The 20,787-nt window shown below is 72.4% G+C and carries 17 protein-coding genes; 8 read left to right on the top strand and 9 right to left on the bottom strand.

Going from position 1 to position 20,787, the window contains the following annotated elements; translation table 11 throughout:
- Positions 1-189: 189 nt before the first annotated feature.
- Entirely contained in the window at positions 190-948 is a 759-nt protein-coding gene (locus A6A25_RS07130; RefSeq protein ID WP_073887006.1) for a GntR family transcriptional regulator, read from the bottom strand.
- A gap of 241 nt (positions 949-1,189) precedes the next feature.
- Between A6A25_RS07130 and A6A25_RS07125 the strand changes: the two genes are divergently transcribed.
- Genes A6A25_RS07125 through A6A25_RS07105 form a run of 5 tightly spaced genes read left to right on the top strand, consistent with a single transcriptional unit; the run spans position 1,190 to position 6,807 of the window.
- The gene (locus A6A25_RS07125; protein ID WP_073887005.1) at positions 1,190-2,473 is read left to right on the top strand and encodes a sugar ABC transporter substrate-binding protein; all 1,284 of its coding nucleotides are present in this window, start codon (positions 1,190-1,192) and stop codon (positions 2,471-2,473) included.
- A gap of 7 nt (positions 2,474-2,480) precedes the next feature.
- Entirely contained in the window at positions 2,481-3,470 is a 990-nt protein-coding gene (locus A6A25_RS07120) for a carbohydrate ABC transporter permease (RefSeq protein WP_073887004.1), read from the top strand.
- Positions 3,467-4,288 (top strand): carbohydrate ABC transporter permease, encoded by an 822-nt coding sequence (locus A6A25_RS07115; protein ID WP_073887003.1) that lies wholly within the window; start codon positions 3,467-3,469, stop codon positions 4,286-4,288. The genes A6A25_RS07120 and A6A25_RS07115 overlap by 4 nt, the downstream gene beginning before the upstream one ends.
- Before the next feature lie 6 nt (positions 4,289-4,294).
- Positions 4,295-5,743: a glycoside hydrolase family 3 protein gene (locus A6A25_RS07110; protein WP_073887002.1), complete on the top strand. Its 1,449-nt coding sequence runs from the start codon at positions 4,295-4,297 to the stop codon at positions 5,741-5,743.
- Between the two features lie 20 nt (positions 5,744-5,763).
- Positions 5,764-6,807, top strand: a complete 1,044-nt coding sequence (locus tag A6A25_RS07105) for an SIS domain-containing protein (RefSeq protein WP_073887001.1) — start codon at positions 5,764-5,766, stop codon at positions 6,805-6,807.
- Between the two features lie 163 nt (positions 6,808-6,970).
- Here A6A25_RS07105 and nagA read toward each other — a convergent pair whose 3' ends face one another.
- Positions 6,971-8,170: an N-acetylglucosamine-6-phosphate deacetylase gene (gene nagA / locus A6A25_RS07100; protein ID WP_073887000.1), complete on the bottom strand. Its 1,200-nt coding sequence runs from the start codon at positions 8,168-8,170 to the stop codon at positions 6,971-6,973.
- Between the two features lie 194 nt (positions 8,171-8,364).
- On the opposite strand from nagA, the gene A6A25_RS07095 reads away from it, so the two are divergent.
- A complete protein-coding gene (locus A6A25_RS07095) occupies positions 8,365-9,039 on the top strand; it encodes a FadR/GntR family transcriptional regulator (RefSeq protein WP_073886999.1) in 675 nt (224 codons plus the stop codon).
- A 112-nt stretch (positions 9,040-9,151) separates the two neighbouring features.
- Here the strand turns inward: A6A25_RS07095 and A6A25_RS07090 are convergent, their stop codons facing one another.
- Genes A6A25_RS07090 through A6A25_RS07060 form a run of 7 tightly spaced genes read right to left on the bottom strand, consistent with a single transcriptional unit; the run spans position 9,152 to position 16,459 of the window.
- Entirely contained in the window at positions 9,152-10,078 is a 927-nt protein-coding gene (locus tag A6A25_RS07090; RefSeq protein ID WP_073886998.1) for an aldo/keto reductase, read from the bottom strand.
- Positions 10,075-11,040 (bottom strand): ABC transporter permease, encoded by a 966-nt coding sequence (locus A6A25_RS07085; RefSeq protein WP_198932594.1) that lies wholly within the window; start codon positions 11,038-11,040, stop codon positions 10,075-10,077. Before A6A25_RS07085 ends, A6A25_RS07090 begins: the two co-directional genes overlap by 4 nt.
- Positions 11,037-12,497 (bottom strand): sugar ABC transporter ATP-binding protein, encoded by a 1,461-nt coding sequence (locus tag A6A25_RS07080; RefSeq protein ID WP_073886997.1) that lies wholly within the window; start codon positions 12,495-12,497, stop codon positions 11,037-11,039. The genes A6A25_RS07085 and A6A25_RS07080 overlap by 4 nt, the downstream gene beginning before the upstream one ends.
- Positions 12,494-13,516 carry a sugar ABC transporter substrate-binding protein gene (locus A6A25_RS07075; protein WP_073886996.1) on the bottom strand — a complete coding sequence of 341 codons (1,023 nt, stop codon included), beginning with the start codon at positions 13,514-13,516 and terminating at the stop codon, positions 12,494-12,496. The genes A6A25_RS07080 and A6A25_RS07075 overlap by 4 nt, the downstream gene beginning before the upstream one ends.
- The gene (locus A6A25_RS07070; protein WP_073886995.1) at positions 13,513-14,280 is read right to left on the bottom strand and encodes an SDR family NAD(P)-dependent oxidoreductase; all 768 of its coding nucleotides are present in this window, start codon (positions 14,278-14,280) and stop codon (positions 13,513-13,515) included. Before A6A25_RS07070 ends, A6A25_RS07075 begins: the two co-directional genes overlap by 4 nt.
- The gene (locus A6A25_RS07065) at positions 14,277-15,605 is read right to left on the bottom strand and encodes an enolase C-terminal domain-like protein (RefSeq protein WP_073886994.1); all 1,329 of its coding nucleotides are present in this window, start codon (positions 15,603-15,605) and stop codon (positions 14,277-14,279) included. The genes A6A25_RS07070 and A6A25_RS07065 overlap by 4 nt, the downstream gene beginning before the upstream one ends.
- Positions 15,605-16,459 carry a fumarylacetoacetate hydrolase family protein gene (locus A6A25_RS07060; protein WP_073886993.1) on the bottom strand — a complete coding sequence of 285 codons (855 nt, stop codon included), beginning with the start codon at positions 16,457-16,459 and terminating at the stop codon, positions 15,605-15,607. Before A6A25_RS07060 ends, A6A25_RS07065 begins: the two co-directional genes overlap by 1 nt.
- Before the next feature lie 114 nt (positions 16,460-16,573).
- Here A6A25_RS07060 and A6A25_RS07055 point away from each other — a divergent pair, with 114 nt between their 5' ends.
- Positions 16,574-19,768, top strand: coding sequence for a S8 family serine peptidase (locus A6A25_RS07055; RefSeq protein ID WP_073886992.1), 3,195 nt, complete (start codon positions 16,574-16,576; stop codon positions 19,766-19,768).
- 79 nt (positions 19,769-19,847) lie between these two features.
- Positions 19,848-20,780, top strand: a complete 933-nt coding sequence (locus A6A25_RS07050; protein WP_073886991.1) for an N-acetylglucosamine kinase — start codon at positions 19,848-19,850, stop codon at positions 20,778-20,780.
- Positions 20,781-20,787 lie beyond the last annotated feature (7 nt).

Below are 20,787 nucleotides of genomic sequence, written 5' to 3'. Positions count from 1 at the left end.
GTAGGGCAAAGCCAGGTCGGCGGGATGACACGAACCCCTACTACTGCGAAGCGAGGCAAGGCGGCCGCACACGCCCCGGCGCCGATCGCCCCCGCGCTCGTCGGCGACCGCCGGGCCGTCTGACCGGCGGTCATCTCGCTCGAACAGAGGGGTTCGAGCGAGCGTCGGGCCGGAGGTCGGAATTGGGCGTCAGTCGGCGGGGCGGTTCAGGGTGGCGACGAACTTGTAGCGGTCGCCCCGGTACACCGAGCGCACCCATTCCACCGGGTTGCCCTCTGTGTCGAACGAGTGCCGCGACAGCAGCAGCATCGGCAGGCCGATGTCGGCGCCGAGCAGCTCCGCTTCCTCGGGCGAGGCGAGCGCCGTCTCAATAGTCTCCTCCGCGTGCCCCATCTCGACGCCGAACCGCTCCCGCAGCACCTGGTACAGCGACGCGCCCGGGGCCAGGTAGCGGCGCAGGCCGCGGAAGCGGCCCAGGGCCAGGTGGGTCGTCTCGATCGCCATCGGCTCGCCGTCGGCCAGGCGCAGCCGGTGCAGGCGGAGGACCTTGGCGCCCGCCCTCACGCCCAGCAGCCTGGCCAGTTCGGCCTCGGCGGGCATCTCCGACGCCTCGATCAGCCGCGACGAGGGCTGCCTGCCCTGGGCTTTCATGTCCTCTGTGTACGACGACAGCTGGAGCCGTTGCGCCACCTTGGGTTCCGCCGCGAACGTGCCCTTGCCCTGCACGCGCAGCAACCGACCCTCCACGGTGAGTTCGGCAAGCGCTTGCCGCACCGTGGTGCGCGACACGTCGAACTCGGCCGCCAGCGAACGTTCCGTCGGGATCGGCGATCCGGGCGGCAACGCGCGCAGGAGGTCGAGCAGATGCCGCTTGAGTCCCCAGTACTTCGGCTCGCGCTGCGCGCGAGTCCTGGCGTCCACGCCAGTCGCAGGGCTCGTTTCGAGCATGCCTTCCTCCTCGCCCCTAGCCAGCCGACCTTGCCAGCGCTCCCGGACACAGGATGCCTTGTCCTCGTCGGATCGTGCGCCCGAACCCCCGACAAGTGCCGAGAAATTGGTCCGATGACTTTGCAACGGTCCCGCAACGGCCTTGACATGCCCTGTGGCGAGGCACACTCTAGGCCGCATTGGTCTACACCACTTAGACGTTCCGGTCGCGGGACCGGGGCATGGGGAAAGGGCGCACAACGTGAAGGGCTGGAGAGGACTGGCCGTAGGTGCCGCCGCACTCGCGGTGGCCGTGGCCGGATGTGGCACGAGCTCCGACGGCGGCAGCGGCAACTCCGGAGAACCCAAGACGCTGACGGTGTGGTTGATGGACGGCTCGGCGCCGACCACCCTGACCGACGCGCTGAACAAGGAGTTCCAGGACTCGCACCCCGGCGTCACCGTCAAGTACGAGATCCAGAAGTGGAACGGCATCCAGGAGAAGCTGACCACCGCGCTGACCAGCAACAACCCGCCGGACGTCATCGAGCTGGGCAACACCCAGACGGCGAAGTTCGCGGCCGAGGAGACGCTGCTCGACCTCAGCGGCGACGTCTCCGGCCTCAACGGCGACCAGTGGCTCAGCGGCCTGGAGGACTCGCTGACCTGGGACGGCAAGCAGTACGGCCTGCCGTTCTACGCCGCGAACCGCACGGTCATCTACCGGACCGACCTGTTCGAGGCCGCGGGCGTCACCGCCGCGCCCAAGTCGCGTGACGAGTGGGTCGCCGCGATCGAGAAGCTGAAGGCCGCGAACGCCGCCGACCCGGAGTTCCAGCCCCTCTACCTGCCCGGCCAGTCGTGGTACGTGCTGCTGTCGTTCATCTGGGACGAGGGCGGCGACGTGGCCAAGCCGCAGGGCTCCGCCTGGGCGGGCGCGCTGGACACCCCGCAGGCCAAGGCGGGCCTGGAGTTCTACAAGAAGCTGGTCGACACCTCCGGCACGAAGGCGCCGAAGGACGCCGACGAGGCCACGCCGCAGCAGATGGAGGTGTTCGCCACGGGCAAGGTCGGCATGATGATCGGCCTGCCGTGGGAGCTCGCAGGCGCCGTCAAGGCCAACCCGGAGCTGAAGGAGAAGACCTCGGCGTTCCCGATCCCGTCGAAGACCGCGGGCAAGACGGCCCCGGTGTTCCTGGGCGGCTCGAACCTCGCCATCCCGGCCGGCAGCAAGAACAGCGACCTGGCCAAGGAGTACCTGAAGCTGCTGTCGTCCAAGAAGTACCAGGACATGCTGGCCGAGGGCGGCGCGGTGCCGGGCACCTCGACCGACACGTCGAAGCTGGCCACCACCCCGCTGGGCAAGGCGCTGGCCGAGTCCGCCCCGAACGGCAAGGTCACCCCGACCACGCCGTCCTGGGCCGCGGTGGAGTCGGGCCAGAACCCGCTCAAGGACATGCTGACCGCGTACCTGACCGGCGCGAAGCCGCTGGACCAGGCCTCGGCCGACGCGAACGCCGCCCTGTCGAAGACCCTGGGCGGATGACGATCGGATGACGGCCGTGCACACGACCGACGCCGCGGTGCCGACGAACCCCTCGTCGGCACCGCGGCGTGCCGCACCGGGCGGCGCGCCGCGCCGTCGGGGCAGCACCTTCGACCGGGCGCTGCCCTACCTGCTGCTGGCCCCCGCGCTGGTGGCCATCCTCTGGCTGATCGGTTGGCCCGTCCTCTCCGTGCTGGTGACCAGCTTCCGCAAGCTGAACCTGCGCGAGCTGACCCGCGGCGAGGTCGTGTGGACCGGCCTGGACAACTACACCGAGATCCTCGGCGACCCGGAGTTCTGGGTCATCGCGGTGCGCACCGTGGTGTTCACCGCGCTCGTCGTGGCCGCGTCGGTCCTCGCGGGCCTGCTGATCGCGCTGCTGATGCGGCAGATCAGCCCGGTCGTGCGGATCGTGCTGCAGGTGGCGATGCTGCTGGCGTGGGCGATGCCGCTGGTCGCGGCCACCACCGTCTACCAGTGGATCTTCGACCAGCAGTACGGGATCCTGAACAAGACGCTGGTCGCGGTCGGGTTCGACTCGTTCACCGGGTACTCCTGGTTCACCACCGGCACGTCGACGCTGGCCGTGATCGGGCTGCTGATCGTGTGGCAGGCGATCCCGTTCCTGGCGTTCTCGCTCTACGCCGGCGCCATCGGGATCCCGAAGGACCAGTACGAGGCCGCGGGCATCGACGGCGCCTCGACGTGGCAGACGTTCCGCGCGGTGACGTGGCCGGAGCTGAAGCCGCTGCTGATGATGGTGACGTTCCTGTCGATGCTGTGGGACTTCAAGGTGTTCGCCCAGGTCTGGGCGATGCGCCAGGGCGGCCCGGACGGCGGCAGCACCACGTTGCCCGTCTACCAGTACCTGGAGGGCATCTCCAAGAGCCACTTCGGCGTGGCCGCGGCGGTGTCCGTGGTGATGGTCGTGCTGCTGGCGCTGCTGACCGTGCAGTACCTGCGCAGGCTGGTCCGTTCCCAGGAGGGCGAGCTGTGAAGACCAAGAAGGTGTCCGCGAACGTCGTCGCGCTGGTCGTGGCGCTGTTCTTCGCGTTCCCGACGTACTGGATGGTCGCGACCGCGCTGAAGCCACGCAAGGACCTGCTGACCAGCGGGTACGACCTGATCCCGTTCTCCGTGACGGGCTCGAACTTCGCCACCGCGTGGGCGAAGCCGGGGTTCCTCACCTCGCTGGGCAACAGCCTGCTGGTGTCGTTGGGCGCGGTGCTGGCGTCCATCGTGGTCGGCCTGCTGGCGGCGCTGGCGTTGTCCCGGATGCGATTCAGGGGCCGCAAGGGCTTCGTGATGATGATGCTGGTGGCTCAGATGGCACCGTTCGAGGCGCTGCTGATCCCGATGTTCCTGATGATGCGCGACCTGGACCTGCTGGACCGGCTGCCCACGTTGGCGCTGATCTACTTCGCGGTCACGCTGCCGTTCTGCGCGTGGACGCTGCGCGGGTTCGTCAACGGCATCCCGCTGGAGCTGGAGGAGGCGGCGATGGTCGACGGCTGCGGCCGGTGGGGGGCGTTCCGCCGCGTCACGCTGCCGCTGCTGGGCCCTGGCCTGGTGGCCACGTCGGTGTTCGCGTTCGTGACCGCGTGGAACGAGTTCCTGTTCGCGCTGTCGATGATCAACGACCAGGCCAAGCAGACCCTGCCGGTGTGGCTGTCGGGGTTCAAGTCGGCGTTCGGCACGGACTGGGGTGGCGCGATGGCGGCATCGACGCTGTTCACCCTGCCGGTGCTGGTGTTCTTCCTGATCGTGCAGCGCAAGATGGTCACCGGTGTCACGGCCGGTGCGGTGAAGGGGTAGGACCGCATGTCGTTGCACCGGCTCGCGTCGGGTGTGCTGCTGCCGGGGTTCCACGGGACCACCGCGCCGGACTGGCTGCTGAAGAGGGTGGCCGACGGGCTCGGCGGTGTCGTGCTGTTCGGGCGGAACGTCGTGACCGTCGACGGAGACGACAATCCAGCCCGAGATGCCCAGGTCACGGCCTTGAACGCGCAATTGCGGGGTGTGCGCGCGGACGTCGTGATCGGGATCGACGAGGAGGGTGGTGACGTCACCCGGCTCGACGCGGGCCGCGGGTCGGAGGTGCCGGGCAACCACGCGTTGGGCGCGGCGGACGACGTGGACCTGACCCGGGCGGTGGCGGCGTCGATCGGGGCGCGGCTGGCGGCGTGCGGGGTGAGCCTGAACCTGGCGCCGTCGGCCGACCTGGTGCTCACGCTGGACGACCCGGTGATCGGGGTGCGGTCGTTCGGGTCGGACCCGGTGGCGGCGGGCGCGCACGTGGCGGCGTTCGTGGAGGGCCTGCAGGCGGTCGGGGTGGCGGCGTGCGCCAAGCACTTCCCCGGCCACGGCGCGTCCACGGTGGACTCGCACGCGGCGCTGCCGGTGTTGCCGCGGACTGTCGAGGAGCTGGCCGCGGTCGAGTTCGTGCCCTTCCGGGCGGCCGTGCGGGCGGGGGTGCGGTCGATCATGACCGGGCACCTGGTCGTGCCGGAGTGGGGTGAGGCGCCCGCGACGCTGAACCCGCGGGCGGTGCGCGTGCTGCGGGAGGACCTGGGGTTCACCGGGGCGGTGATCACCGACGGGCTGGACATGAAGGCCGTGGGCGGTGACCTCGCCGAGGGCTCCGTGCGGTCGCTGGCGGCCGGGGTGGACGCGTTGTGCCTGGGTGGCGAGCCGTTGGACGACGACGGGCTGCAGTGGCTGATCGACAGCATCGTGGCGGCCGTGGAGTCGGGCGCGCTGCCGGTGGAGAGGCTGGAGGAGGCGGCGCGGCGGACGGCCGCGCTGGGTGCTCCGGCGGGCGCGGTGGACGCGCACGACCCGTCGTTGGGGCTGGTCGCGGCGCGGCGGGCGGTGGAGGTGCGGGGCCGGTTGGCGCTGTCCGGGCCGCCGGTGGTGGTGGACCTGGCGGTGGAGCCGTCGATCGCGGTCGGTGACGTGCCGTGGGGGCTCGGGCCGTACTTGGCGGAGCTCGTCCCGGGTACTTCGGTGGTGGCATCGACATCCGCGGACGAGATCGCGGCGCTGGCGTCCGGGCGTCCGGTCGTGGTGGTGACGCGTGAGGCACACCGCCATCCGTGGGCTCGCGAGCTGGTGTCCGCACTCGCTACTATTGGTCTAGACCTTGTGCACGTCGAGACCGGCGTGCCGGGGCCCGACCTGGGCGCCGTCGCCCGCGTGGACACCCACGGCGGTGCACGGGTGTGCCTGCGAGCCGCGGCGGAGCGCATCGCCGACGCCCTTCAGACCTGAACGGACAGGGGAAACTTGCGATGACCGACCACCAGCCCGGCAGGCACATGGCGGCCGAGATCGACCAGCAGCCGGCGATCTTCGCCGACCTGCACGCGCGGCGGGACGCCATCGCGTCGGTCGCCTCGGTGATCGCCGAGCGCCGGCCGCGGTTCGTGCTGCTGGCCGCGCGCGGGTCGAGCGACCACGCGGCGCTGTACGCGAAGTACCTGACCGAGGTGTTGCTGGAACTGCCCGCCGGGCTGGTGTCGCCGTCCACGACCACGTTGTACGGCGCCCAGCCGGACCTGCGGGACGTGCTGCTGGTGACGGTGTCGCAGTCGGGCGGGTCGCCGGACCTGCTGGAGGTCACCGAGTCGGCACGGGCGCGCGGTGCGTTGACGGTGGCGGTGACGAACACGGCGTCGTCGCCGCTGAACGCCGCCGCCGAGCTGTCGGTGGACGTCGGCGCGGGCGTGGAGCAGGCCGTGGCGGCGACGAAGACGTACTCGGCGACGCTGCTGGCGCTGTACCTGCTGGTGGACGCGATCCGGGGCGGTGACGGCTCGGCCGCCGCCGGTCTCGGTGACCTGGCGCGGGCGACGCTGGACTCGTCGGCGGACGCGGTGACCGAGGCGGTGCGGCGGTACCGGTTCGTGGACCGGGTGCTGACCACCGGGCGCGGCTACTCGCTGCCGACGGCGCTGGAGTCGGCGCTGAAGCTGGCGGAGACGTCCTACCTGGCGGCGCGGGCGTACAGCGGGGCGGACCTGCTGCACGGGCCGGTGGCGGCGGTGGACGCGGAGACGGCCGTGCTGGCGGTGACCAGTGCCGGCAAGGGTGGTGACGCGCTGCACGACGTGCTGGACGCCGTGCACGGGCGTGGCGCGGACGTGCTGGCGGTCGGTTCGGCGTCGGACAAGGTGTCCGCCGCCCTGCGCATCCCGGTCGCCGAGACCTCGGAGGAGGTCGCCCCGATCCTGGAGATCCTGCCGATCCAGCGCCTGGCCCACGGCCTGGCCCTGGCCCGCGGCGGCGACCCGGACAACCCGCGCGGCCTGAACAAGGTCACCCGCACCCGCTGACCCCGCGAGAGTCGTACCTTCACGTCCCGCGTGTCCTACGTTCGGAACGCGCGTGTCCTACGTTCGGAACACGCATGTCCTACGTTCGGAACACCTGAATTCAACGCTCAGAACACGAGAAGAGGCCCAAGGGGGTGATCCCCCGGGCCTCTTCCCCGTGCGGCTACTGACCGGCGGCGGCCAGGCCGACCGCGGCGTTCTCGTACGCCGTCGCACGGTCGAACACGACCTCGCCGTCGACCCACACCTTGCGCGGACGCAGGTCGTCGTCCCACCAGACGAGATCGGCCACGGCTCCGGGCTCCAGCCGGCCCAGCGTGGGCTCGCCGATCGCGTCGGCCGGGACGATGGTGGCCGACGCCAGGGCGTCCGCCGGGTCCACGCCCACCGACACGATGTTGCGCACGGCCCGGTCCAGCGTCAGCGCGCTGCCCGCGATCGTGCCCTCCGGCGAACGCGGCACGCCGTCCTCGGCCAGCAGCACGTCCAGGCCGCTGAGCTGGTACCGGCCGGGCGGCATGCCCGCGGCGGCCATCGCGTCCGTGACCAGCGCGACCCGGTGGCCGGCGGCGTTGAACACCAGCCGGCACACGTCCGGGCCGACGTGCGACAGGTCCGCGATCAGGCCCAACGTGAACCGGTCGTCCACCAGCGCCACCCCCGGCACGCCCGGTTCGCGGTGGCCGAGCGGGCGCTGGGCGTTGAACAGGTGCGTCACCATGCGGGCACCCGCCTCGGCGGCGGCCCTGGTCTGCTCACCCGTCGCGTCGCTGTGGCCGACCGCGACCAGCACGCCCGCCGCCGCCAGCCTGCGCACGGCCTCCAGGCCGCCCGGCTGTTCGGGCGCGAGCGTGACCATGCGCAACCCGCGGCGCAGCACCTCGTCGTCCAGCAGCACGTCGATCTCGGCCGCGCCGGGCGGCACCATCAGCGCCGGGTCGTGCACGCCCGCGCGTTTCGGCGACAGGAACGGCCCTTCCAGGTGCACGCCGAGCGGCTTGGCGCCCGCGTGCGGTGGCAGGGTGGCCGACGCCGCCAGCACGGCGTGCGCCTGACGCACCGCGACGGGCACGGGTGCGGTGATCAGGGTCGGCAGGAAACGGGTCACCCCCGATCGTGGGAGCGCTCTCGCCACCTCGGCCATGCCCTCGGGGTCCACCTCGGCGAAGTCGACCCCGACCGCCCCGTTGACCTGCACGTCCACCAGGCCCGGGGTGAGCAGGCCGTCGGTCAGCACCTCGGCGCCGTCGGGTGGTGAACCCGCGACGACGTCCACGATCCGGCCTGCCCTGAACCTCAGGCTGACGGGACCGGTGATGGTCCGACCGAGCAGTGCTCGCGGAGCTGCGACAACCGTGTCCAAGGTCCCTCCTCAAATGGTCCAGACCATTATGGCCGGAAGTGGCGGACGGCGTCACGTGTGGTTATAAGATAACCGAATAGAGTGAAGATGGGTGAATGTTTCGCTGCACGGCGAGGTGGGCCGCGCGGCGCTTCGCCGTGCCCCATACTTGGCGGCCAGACATCCGAGGTCTAGCTGACGAGTCGAGGGCCGCCGTGGCAGTTACCGACGACGCCATCCTGCGCGTCAAGGAGATGATCGTCTCGGGCGAGCTGAAGCCCGGCGACCGGCTGCCGCGGGAAGCCGACCTGGCCGAGCGGCTCGGGCTCTCCCGGAACTCGCTGCGTGAGGCGGTCAAGGCGTTGTCGCTGGTCAGGGTGCTGGACGTGCGGCAGGGTGACGGCACGTACGTGTCCAGCCTGCGGGCCGACGACCTGCTCGGCGCGCTGTCGTTCGTGCTGGACCTGCACCGCGGTGAGGACTCCGTGCTGGAGGTCCTGCAGGTGCGCCGCATCCTCGAACCGGCCGCGGCGGCGATGGCGGCGCAGCGCGTCGGGCCGGACGAGCTGGCGGCGCTGCGGGCGTTGTGCGACGCGGCCGAGTCCGCCCGGTCGGTGGAGGAGCTGGTCGAGCACGACCTGGAGTTCCACCGGGCCATCGCCCAGGGCTCCGGCAACGCCTACCTGGCCCAACTGCTGGACACGCTCGCCGGCCCGACCGTCCGGGTCCGCATCTGGCGCGGCATCACGCAGGGCGGCGCGGTAGACCGGACCGTCGCCGAGCACCGCGCCATCGTCGACGCCCTGGCCGCCCACCAGCCGGAACTGGCCCGCGCCTGGTCGACGGTGCACGTGGCGGGCGTCGAGCAGTGGCTCTCCGACCTCGCCTGACGTTCCGAGCGTTGAACTCGGGTGTTCCGAACGTACGACACACGCGTTCTGAACGTAGGACACACGCGTTCCGAACGTAGGACACACGCGTTCTGAACGTAGGACACGCGGGTTAGAGCAGGGATTCGGCGTGCAGGTCGTGCCAGAGGGCGTCGGGGACGGGGGTGGAGGCGGCGGAGGCGTTGGCACGCATCTCGGCGGCTGTGCGCACGCCCAGCAGGACGGAGACCACGGCCGGGTGCCGGAAAGGGAACCGCACGGCGGCCTGCGGCAAGGTCACGCCGTGCCGGGCGCACACCGCGGCGATCCGCCGGGCCCGCTGGACCAGCGACTCCGGCGCGGCCCGGTAGTCGTAGGTGTCGCCGACCTCGGGCCGGGCCAGCAGCCCGGAGTTGAACACCCCCGCCGCCACCACCGACACACCCCGTGACGCGCACAGGTCCAGCAGCGGCGCACCCGACTGCTCCAGCACGGTGTACCGCCCGGCCAACAGCACCACGTCCAGGTCGGTCTCCCGGACGAACCGCGCGGGCATCTCCCACTGGTTCATCCCGACGCCGGCCGCGCTGATCACCCCTTCGGACCGCAGCGCCGACAACGCGGGCACCGCCTCCGACACCGCCTGCTCCCAGTGCGCGTCCGGGTCGTGCAGGTACACCACGTCCACCCGGTCCAGCCCGAGGCGGTCCAAAGAGGACTCCAACGACCGCCGCACGCCGTCCGCGCTGAAGTCCCACCGCCGCCACGCCGTCGCGGGCACGGCGAACCCGTTCGCCCGGTCGTCACCGTCGCCGAACCCCGGCTCCAGCACCCGGCCGACCTTCGTGGACACGACGAACGACTCGCGCGGCCGATCGGCGAGGAACGCGCCGATCCGCCGCTCGGACAACCCGAGCCCGTAGTGCGGCGCGGTGTCGAAGTACCGGACACCGGCGTCCCAAGCGGCCTCCAGCGCGCCGAACGCGTCCTCATCGGACACCTCCGCGTACAGGTTGCCGATCGGCCCGCCGCCGAAGCCCAACGGGGACAGCGTGATCACTCCTGCGCCTTTCCCGTGGCGAACCGGGTCACCACCAGCGCCACGATGATCACCGCGCCGTACGACGCGTTGATGTAGAACCCGCTGACGCTGAGCAGCCGCAGGATGTTCTCCACCAGCCCGAGCAGCAGCACACCCGACAGCGCGCCGAACAGCGTGCCGCGCCCGCCCTGCAACGAGATGCCGCCGATCACCGCCGCCGCGAACACCTTGAAGATCATCCCGTCGCCCTGCGTCACCGCGACCGTGCCCAGCCGCCCGGTCATCAGGATGCCCGCCACCGCCGCCAGCACACCACCGATGACCAGCACCGCCCACACCACCCGGTCCACCCGGATGCCGGCGGCCAGCGCGGCCTCCTTGTTGCCACCGACCGCGTACAACGCGCGCCCGACCCGCAGATAGCTCAACGCGGCGATCCCCGCCGCGAACAGCAACACGCAGATCCACACCGCCGCGGGCAGCCCCAGCCACGTCGCCGCGCCCAGGTACAGGAACGACGCGGGCACGTCGAACAGCGTCTGCCCCTTGGTCAGCGCCTCCTGCAACCCGCGCAGCATGGTCAGCATCCCGAGCGTCACCATGAACCCGGACAGGCCCAGCTTGAGGATCAACAACCCGTTCAGCCCACCGACCAGCGCGCCCACCAGCAGGCACACCGGGATCGCCGTCCACGCCCCCAGCTCCACCCCGAGCCCGTTGGACGCCGCCGGGATGACCAGCGCGATCGCCAGCGCGGGCGCGATGCCGATGGTCGACTCCAGCGACAGGTCCATCTTGCCGACGATCAGGATCAACGCCTGCCCCAGCACCAGCAGCGACAGCTCGCTCTGCTGCTGCAGCACGGCGACCAGGTTGTCCGCGGTGAGGAAGATCGGGCTGACCACCGCGCCGACGACCAGCAGCACCACGATCGCCGGCACCAGCGCCAGGTGCTGGTAGCGGCCCAGCCGCCCGGTCACCGCCCCATCCCTTCCACCGCGGCGATCAGCTCCTGGTCCGACCAGCCGCGCCCGAACTCGCGCACGACCCGGCCGTGGAACAGCACCAGCACCCGGTCGCACACCCGCAGGTCGTCCAGCTCGTCGGACACCACGACCGCCGCCGTGCCCTCCCGCGCCCGCGCGTCCACCACGCCGAGCAGCGACTCCTTCGACTTCACGTCCACCCCGGCGGTCGGGTTGATCAGCACCAGCACCGCCGGGTCGGCGGCCAGCGCCCTGGCCAGCACGACCTTCTGCTGGTTGCCGCCGGACAGGTCGGACACCGGCTGCGCCGGGCCGTCCGCCTTGATGTCGAAGGACGTGATCGCGGCCCGCCCCGCGCGGTGCAACGCCGTCCGCCGCACCACCCGGTCCAGCACGCTCAGCCGCGCGTTCTCCGCCACGCTCAGGTTCAGCACCAGCCCTTGGTGGTGACGGTCGCGCGGCACGCACCCGACGCCCGCGCGCAGCGCGCTCGGCACGTCCTTCACCGGCACACCCAGCACGGTCACCGACCCAGCCGACGCGCGCCGCAGCCCGTACACGGTCTCCGCGAGCTGGTGCTTGCCGCTGGACGCGCTGCCCGCCAGCCCCACGACCTCGCCCGCGCGCACGGTCAGCGACACGTCGGCGAACGCCTCGCCGGACAGCTCCCGCACGGCCAGCACCTCCTCCCCCACCGCGCCGCGCCCCGATGCGCCCGGCACCGCCAACCCGCCCGGGTCACCGGTCATCGCCTCGATCAGCCCCGGTTCGGGCAGGTCGGCCACCCGCGCGGTCACCACGTGCCGCGCGTCCCGGTACACCGTCACGGTCTGGCACACCTCGTAGACCTCCTGGAGGTGGTGCGAGATGAACAGGAACGCCACCCCGCCGGCGCGCAGCGACCGCATCCGCTCGAACAGCCGCTCGATCGCGGGACCGTCCAGCTGCGCGGTCGGCTCGTCCAGCACGATCAGCCGCGCGCCGGTCGACAGGGCGCGCGCGATCTCCACCAGCTGCCGCTGCTCCACGGTCAGGTCGGCCACCCGCGCGTCCGGCGACACCGCCACGTCGTACTGCTCCAGCAGCTCCGCGGCCCGCCGCCGCAGCCGTGACCAGCGCACCACCGCGCCCTGCCGGTTGAGGAACAGGTTCTCCGCCACCGACAGGTCCGGCACCACCGTGGACCGCTGGTAGACGCACGACACCCGGGCCCGCCACGCCGCCCGGTCCGCCACCGGTGGCGCGGGCACGCCGAAGAACCGCACGTCACCCGCGTCCGGCACGCGCATCCCGGTCAGCACCGACACCAGCGTCGACTTGCCCGCGCCGTTGCGGCCGACGAGCGCGTGCGTCTCGCCCTCACGGACCCGGATGCCCACGTCGGCCAACGCCACCGTGCGCCCGAACCGGACGCTCACGCCCGCCGCCTCGACCGCGAACGCGGACCTCACGACCCGAGCTGGTTGCCCCAGAAGGCCTTGTCGTCCACGTTGTCCTTGGTGATCAGCGGCGCGGGCAGCTGGTCCTCGAGCTGGCCGTTGCCCACGTCGACGATCTCGCTGCCGTGGTCGGTCGGACCGGGCCGGAACGTCTTCCCCTCGATGGCGGCCTTGGCGTAGTACAGCCCCCACTCCGCGTACTGGTCGGCGGGCTGGGACACGGTCGCGTCGATCTCTCCCTTGCGGATGGCCTCCAGCTCCTGCGGGATGCCGTCGTTGGAGACGATCACCACGTGCCGCGGGTCGTCCGGCGGCACGAGCAGGTTCTTCTGCCGCAGCACCTGCAGCGTCGGCGCCAGGAACACGCCACCGGCCTGCATGTAGATGCCGTCGATGTCCGGGTGCTGGGTGAGCCGGGTCTGCAACGCGGCCGAGGCCTTCGTGCCCTCCCAGTCCGTCGGCTCCTCGAACACCGTGATGCCCGGGTAGTGCTGCTCCATGCACGCGGCGAACGCCTCGGACCGGTCCCGGCCGTTCACCGACGACAGCGAACCCTGGAACTCGACCACCTTGCCCGTGCCGCCGAGCTTCTCGCCGAGGAACCGGCACGCCTTCTCGCCGTACGCCCGGTTGTCCGCGCGCACCACCATGTAGACGCCGCCGCGGTCGGGCCTGGTGTCCACCGTGACCACCGGGACCTTCGCCTTGGCCAGACGGTCCAAAGTGGACGTTACGGCGCCGGTGTCCTGCGGTGCCATCACGATCGCCTTCGCGCCCTGGCTCTGCAACGACTGGGCGTTGGCGACCAGGTTCTCCACCTTGTTCTGCGAGTTCGTCGGCGCCATCAGGTCGATGCCCAGCGCCTTCGCCTTCTCCGGCGTGTATTTGATGTAGGAGTTCCAGAAGTCCGAGTCGGCCCGCGGGTAGTCGACGCCGATCGGGCCGACCCCGGACGCGCCGGTCGTGCCGGCCGTGCCGCACGCGGTCAGCGCCAGGCACACCGCGACGGTGAGGGTGGTGCGAGGCTTCATGGGTTACCTCGTTCCTGGGGTTTCGGACGCAACCTCAGCCCGTGCATGCCGCCGTCGACCGCGAGGACGGTGCCGGCGGTGGAACCGGAGAGCGGACCGGCCAGGTAGGCGATGGCGCCCGCGACCTCGTCCGCCGAGACCAGCCGGCCGTGCGGCTGCCTGGCCTCCAACGCGGCCCGCTCGGCGTCCGGGTCCGGCGCCGAGTCGAGCAGGCGGCCCACCCACGGGGTGTCCGCCGTGCCGGGGGCCACCGCGTTCACGCGGATGCCCTCGCGCACGTAGTCCGCGGCCATGGCCAGCGTCAACGCGTGCACCGCGCCCTTGCTCGCCGAGTACAGCGCGCGCTGCGGCAGACCGGCCCACGCCGCGATGGAACCGGTGTTCACGATCGCCGCCGACGGTGACCTGCGCAGGTGCGGCAGCGCGGCGCGGGCGACCCGGGCCATGCCGACCACGTTCACGTCCAGCACCCGGTGCCACTCGTCGTCCGGGTTCGCGGTCACGTCGCCCTGCGCGCCGACGCCCGCGTTGTTCACCAGCACGTCGAGCCGGCCGAACCGCTCGACCACCTCGTCGACCGCCGCGCGCACCGAGGCGTCGTCGGTGACGTCCGCCCTGATCCCGTGCAGCGGCGGGTCCACCTCGGGGTTCAGGTCCAGCGCCACCGCGGTCGCGCCCCGGGCGGCCAGCAGCCGCGCGGTCGCCAGGCCGATGCCCGACGCCCCGCCGGTCACCACCGCGACCAGGCCCTCGAACTCGCTCACCGCTCCTCCTCCAACCCGGTCCACACCGGACCGTCCGGGTACCGGTAGTCGGTCAGGGTCTCGTCGCGCAGCCGGGCCGAGAATCCGGGCTCGGCGGGCGCGACGTACCGGCCGCCGCGCACCACGGCCGGGTCGGTGAAGTGCTCGTGCAGGTGGTCGACCCACTCGATGACGCGACCGTCGGTGGTGCCCGAGACGGCCACGAAGTCGACCATCGCCAGGTGCCTGACCAGCTCGCACAACCCGACGCCGCCCGCGTGCGGGCACACCGGCACGCCGAACTTCGCGGCCAGCAGCAGGATCGCCACGTTCTCGTTCACGCCGCCGACCCGGCACGCGTCCAGCTGCACCACGTCCACCGCGCCTGCCTGGAGCAGCTGCTTGAACACCACCCGGTTCTGCACGTGCTCGCCGGTGGCGACCCTGATCGGGGTCACCGCCCTGGCGATCGCGGCGTGCGCCAGCACGTCGTCCGGTGACGTGGGCTCCTCGATCCAGTACGGGTCGAACGGCGCCAGCTCCCGCGTCCACGCGATCGCCGTGCCGACGTCCCACCGCTGGTTGGCGTCCACCGCGATGCGCACGCCTGGGCCGACGACCTCGCGGGCCAGCTTGAGCCGCCGCACGTCGTCGTCCAGGCTGCCGCCGACCTTCAGCTTGATCATGTCGAAGCCGTCGGCCAACGCCTGCCGCGCCAGGCCCGCCAGCTTGTCGTCGGTGTAGCCGAGCCAGCCCGGCGACGTCGTGTAGGCCGGGTAGCCGTCCCGGACCAGGGCCTCCGCCCGTTCGGCACGTCCCGGCTCGGCGCGCCGCAGGATGTCCAGCGCCTCGTCCGGCGTGAGCGCGTCGGACAGGTACCGGAAGTCGACCAGGCCGACGATCTCCTCCGGTGTCAGGCCGGCCAGGAACCGCCACAGCGGCAGGCCCGCGCGCCGTGCCGCCAGGTCCCACGCGGCGTTGACCACCGCGCCCAGCGCCATGTGCGCGACGCCCTTCTCCGGGCCGAGCCAGCGCAGCTGCGAGTCGCCGACCAGGTCCGCGGACAGCGCGGCCAGGTCCGCGGCGGTCTCCGGGACGGGCCGGCCGACCACGTGGTGCGCGAGCGACCGGATCGCGGCGGCCTGCACGTCGTTGCCGCGGCCGATGGTGAACGCCAGCCCGTAGCCCTCCGGGCCGTTCGACGTGCGCAGCACGACGTAGGCCGCGGAGTAGTCCGGGTCGGGGTTCATCGCGTCCGAGCCGTCCAGCTCGCGCGAGGTCGGGAACCGGATGTCCAGCACGTCCAGCGCGACGATCCGGTCGCCCCCGCCCGTCCCGGCGGTCATCACGCCTGCCCGAGCGTCTGCCGCTGCCTGCCCAGCCCGTCGATCTCCAGCTCCACCACGTCGCCCGCCCGCAGGTACGGCTTGGGCTCCGGTTGGCCGAGCGCCACGCCGGCCGGTGTGCCCGTGTTGATCACGTCCCCCGGTCGGAGGACGAGGAACCAGCTCAGGTAGCGGACCAGCTCGGCCACCGGGAAGATCATGTTCTTGGTGGAGGAGTCCTGCCGCGGCACGCCGTTGACCCACAGCCGCAGGCCCAGCGCCTGCGGGTCGCCGACCTCGGCCGCGGGCACGAGGAAGGGGCCGAGCGGGTTGAACGTCTCGCAGTTCTTGCCCTTGTCCCACTGCCCGCCGCGTTCGAGCTGGAACTCGCGCTCGCTCACGTCGTGCGACAGCGCGTACCCGGCGACGCAGGCCAGCGCGTCGTCGGCGCTCTCCAGGTACCGGGCCTCGCGCCCGATCACCACGGCGAGCTCGACCTCCCAGTCCGTCTTGACCGAGCGGCGCGGGATCAGCACCTCGTCGTCCGGCCCGACGATCGTGTCGGGCGTCTTGAGGAACACCACCGGCTCGGCCGGGATCGGCAGCCCGGTCTCCTCCGCGTGGTCGCGGTAGTTGAGGCCGATGCAGACCAGCTTCCCGACCCCGGCGACCGGCGGTCCGATCCGTACGCCGTCGTCCACGATCGGGTGGAGTTCACCGGCGGCGAGGGCGGCGCGGGTGCGGGCGATGCCGTCGGCGGCGAGGAACGCGCCGGTCACGTCGTCGGTCACCGGGGTCAGGTCGTACGTGACCCCGTCGTCGGCACGGACGGCGGGGCGTTCCGAGCCCGACGGTCCCAGGCGCAGCAACTGCACGGCAGGTCCTCCTCCACAACCGGTCGATAGATCGGATGTATAGCGCTCCCGGATGCCTCCGTCTAGAGGTAGTCCAGGTATTGATCCGATGAATCCCGGTTACGAAGGGTCGCGATGACACTCCACCGCGTCGTGTGGGCACCCGCCACCGCCGCCGCCCTGCTCGGCACGCTCCTCGTCGGCAGCGCCGCGGGAGCCGACCACGCCGCCAGACCGCTGCCGCCCCACCGCGCCGACCACACCACCGGCGGGCCGTCCGGGCAAACGCTTGCGCGCGCCAAGGGCCCGGTGACGGCGTTCGTCGAGCTGGCCACCACCCCGGCCACGCAGGCGTACGGCGACGAGAAGGCACGCGGCGGCGACCCGGCGGCCGCCGCACGGGTGGCCCGGCAGCACACCGACGCGCAGGCCGACCGGGTGCTGACGGCGTTGCGCGGCCGGGACGCCCGGACCCGCGAGGTCGCCAAGACCCGCAACGCGGTGCCCGGTGTGGTCGTCACCGCCGACGCCGCGAGCCTGCGCGACCTGACCGCGTTGCCCGAGGTCAAGTCCGTGCGGCTGACCGTGCCGAAGTCGGTGCGCAACGCGGGCGCGGTGAAGCTGACCCGGGTCGCGCGCGTGTGGCGCGACACCGGGCGGTACGGCGACGGCCTGCGGATCGGCATCGTGGACACCGGCATCGACTACACGCACGCCGACCTCGGCGGGCCCGGCACCGCGGCGGCGTACGAGGCGGTCGACCGCGCCGCGCCGTGGACGCCCACCGCCAAGGTCGTCGGCGGCCACGACTTCGTGGGCGACGCCTACGACTCGACCAAGCCGGAACTGGCCGTGCCCGCGCCCGACCCGAACCCGCTCGACTGCCACGGCCACGGCACGCACGTCGCGGGCACCGCCGCCGGGTACGGCGAGCACGCCGACGGCACCCCGTTCCGCGGCGACTACTCGACGTTGACGCCCGAGGACGTGACCGGGATGAGGATCGGCCCCGGCACCGCGCCGAAGGCGTCGCTGTACGCGTTGAAGGTGTTCGGCTGCACGGGGTCCACCGAGTTGGTCGGGCAGGCGCTGGACTGGTCGCTCGACCCGGACGGCGACGGCGACTTCACCGACCACCTCGACGTGGTGAACCTGTCGCTGGGCAGCGACTTCGGCGGCCAGGACGACCCGGACAGCCTGTTCGTGCGCAAGGTCGTGGAGCACGGCGTGGTGGTGGTCGCGTCGGCGGGCAACGGCGGCGACTTCTACGACGTCGGCGGCTCGCCCGCGAACACGCCCGAGGCGCTGGCCGTGGCCAACACTCGGGACGCGTTCACGCTGCTCGACGGCGTCGAGGTGGCGGGAGCGCGGCAGTCCGGGCAGTACAGCAAGAGCTACACCGGGTACGCCACGCTGGATCTGGCGCTGCTCGTGGTGCCGGTGTCCGACCAGGGCAACCTGGACGGCTGCGCGCCGATCACCGAGGACCTCGACGGCCGGTTCGTGTGGCTGGAGTGGGACGAGGACGACGCGACCCGGAAGTGCGGCTCGGCCGCGCGGACCGACAACGCCGAGGCGGCGGGTGCGGAAGGCGTGCTGCTCACCGCCACCGGCGACGTGTTCAAAGCGGCCATCGCGGGCAACGCGGTCATCCCGGTGTTCCAGTTCACCCGGGCCGCGACCGAGGCGGTGCGACCGGCGCTGGCCGACGGCACGCTCCAGGCCCGGATGCTCGGGTCGCTGCGCAACGCCGTGCCCACGATGACCCCGACCCTGGCCGACACGATCACACCGTCGTCGTCACGCGGGTCGCGCGGTGCCTCGGCGGCCAAGCCGGACGTCGCCGCGCCCGGCGACACGATCGTGTCCGCGTCGGTCGGCACCGGCGCCGACGCGGTGAGCATGGGCGGCACGTCCATGGCCGCGCCGCACGTGGCCGGCATCGCCGCGCTGGTCCGCGAGGCGCGTCCGGAGTGGACGGTCGAGGAGGTCAAGGCCGCGATCATGAACACCGCGTCCGGTGAGGTGACCGACGGCGACGACCACACCACCGGCACGCCCGTGGCGCCGATGCGGGTCGGCGCGGGCCGGGTCGACGCGCTGGACGCGGTCGGCGTCGACCTGCTGGCCATGGTCGCCGACGACCCGGGCACGGTGGGCGTGTCGTTCGGCCCGGTCGAGGCGGCTTCGGAGTTGACGACCAGCAAGACGGTGGAGGTGGTGAACAAGTCACTGCTGCCGCGCACGGCCCGGTTGACCTACGAAGCCGCGACCACCGTGCCGGGCGCGGAGGTCGAGGTGTGGCCGTCGGTGCTGCTCGTGCCGCCGGGCGGGACGGCGACGGCTTCGGTGACGCTGACCGTGACGCCGGAGGAGCTGCGGAAGGTGGCCGACCCGACGATCGAGAAGCGGCAGGCGGACGTGGCGCGGCAGTTCCTGGCCGAGGTGTCCGGGCGGGTGCTCGTGCGGTCCGGCGACGTCACGCTCCGGGTGCCGGTCTACGCGGCGCCGGAACCGGTCGCGGACGTGGAGGCGGCCGACCTCGGCGACGGCACGGTGGAGCTGCGCGGGCGGGCGTTGGACCAGGGCGATGGCGACGAGGCGTACCGGTCGGTGGTGAGCGTCCTCGCGTTGCACGGCTCCAGCCCGGAGCTGCCCGCGTGCGGGGAGGGAGTGCCGGCGGACTGCGCGGTGAACTCGTCGGCCAAGGGCGGTGACCTGCGGTACGTGGGGGCGGCGGTGGCCGACGGGATGCTCGCGTTCGGGGTCGTGACCTGGCACGACTGGGTCACGCTCGGCATCGCGAACAGCCCGGCGGTCCGGCTCGACACCAACGGCGACGGCGCGCACGACTACACCGTGCAGGCCGTGAAGCCGACCGCGGGCGAGGTGGTGACGGCGGACGTGTGGCTGGCGCGGACCGTGCGCGAGTCGGACGGCGCGGTGGTGGACGAGCAGCCGTTGAACGGCCAGTACGGGGACGTGGACACCAACGTGATGGACAGCGACGTGGTGGTGCTGCCGGTGACGTTGACCGCGTTGGGGATCGACCCGGCGGCGGCGAGCGCGCCCCTGACCTACACGGTCGTGGTGTCGGGGAACTACCCGGCGCCGGGGAACGCGGACGGGTTCGTGGACCGGATCGACACGCCGCTGTCGTTCGACCCGCTGCGGCCGGCGCTCGGGGTCGAGGGCGGGGTGTCGTTCGTGGCGGAGATCGGTGCGGTGCTGCGGGTGCGGCGGGACCCGGCCGCGGTGGGTGGCAGCCTGCTGTTCCTGCACCACCACAACGCGTCGGGTGACCGCGCGCAGGTGGTGGCGGTCGGCTGACGCTCGTTACGCAGAGCCAGGTCCGGCGCAACCCGGTTGGGTGTGCCGGACCTCGTTCGTGCTGGGCATACTCGGGCGAATGGGTTTCGTGGTGGGTCTGGACGCGGGCGGCACGAGCACCCGGGCGTTGGTGCTCGACCTGGACGGCGCCCGACTAGGCGCCGGGGTGGCCGGTGGCGCGAACCCCAACTCGCACCCGCCGGAGCTGGCCGCCGCGCACGTGCGGCAGGCGTTGACGGCGGCGTTGGACGGGTTGGACCCGGTGAAGGTCGAGTCGGGTGTGCTCGGCATGGCCGGGTCGAGCAAGCTGCTCAGCGATCCGGCGGTGGCGGCGTTGTTCGAGGCGGCGTGGGCGGGTGCCGGGCTGCGCTGCCCGTTGCGGGTGATCACCGACTGCGAGGCGGCGTTCGCGACCGGCACGGCGTCGCCCGACGGGACCGTGCTGGTGGCGGGGACGGGGTCGATCGCGGCCCGGGTCGAGCACCACGAGCTGGTGTCGACGGCCGGCGGGTACGGGTGGCTGCTGGGTGACGAGGGTTCGGCGTTCTGGCTGGGCCGTGAGGCGGTGCGCGCCACCCTCGGCGCGTTGGAGCAGGACGATCCGGACGCCCTGACGACCGCCGTCCTGGCCCGTGCCGGCATCCCCGACCTGCCCCGGCGCGAGCAGTGGCGTCGGCTGATCACCGTGACCAACGCCGCCCGTCCGATCGCGTTGGCCACCTACGCGCCCCTCGTGACGGCGCACGCCACCGCACCGTCAGCGGACCGCATCATCACCGCCGCCGTCCGCGCGCTGGCCGACCTCGCCGAGGCCGCCCGCCCGGCCGACGCCCGCACCCCGATCGTCCTCATGGGCAGCCTGATCCACACCCACCCACTGGGCACGCGCCTGAAGCTCGAACTGGCCACCCGCACCTCGGCCCCGATCACCGTCGCCACCGAGGGCGCCGCCGGCGCCGCCTGGCTGGCCGCCGTCAAAGTCCTGGGCGACTCCGCCCCCAGACCATCCTGAGTGTTCA

This window comes from Saccharothrix sp. CB00851, from assembly GCF_001905065.1.
Lineage (GTDB): Bacteria > Actinomycetota > Actinomycetes > Mycobacteriales > Pseudonocardiaceae > Actinosynnema.
The sequence above is the reverse complement of the archived record's forward strand: the minus strand, read 5'-3'. Positions and strand labels throughout refer to the sequence as shown.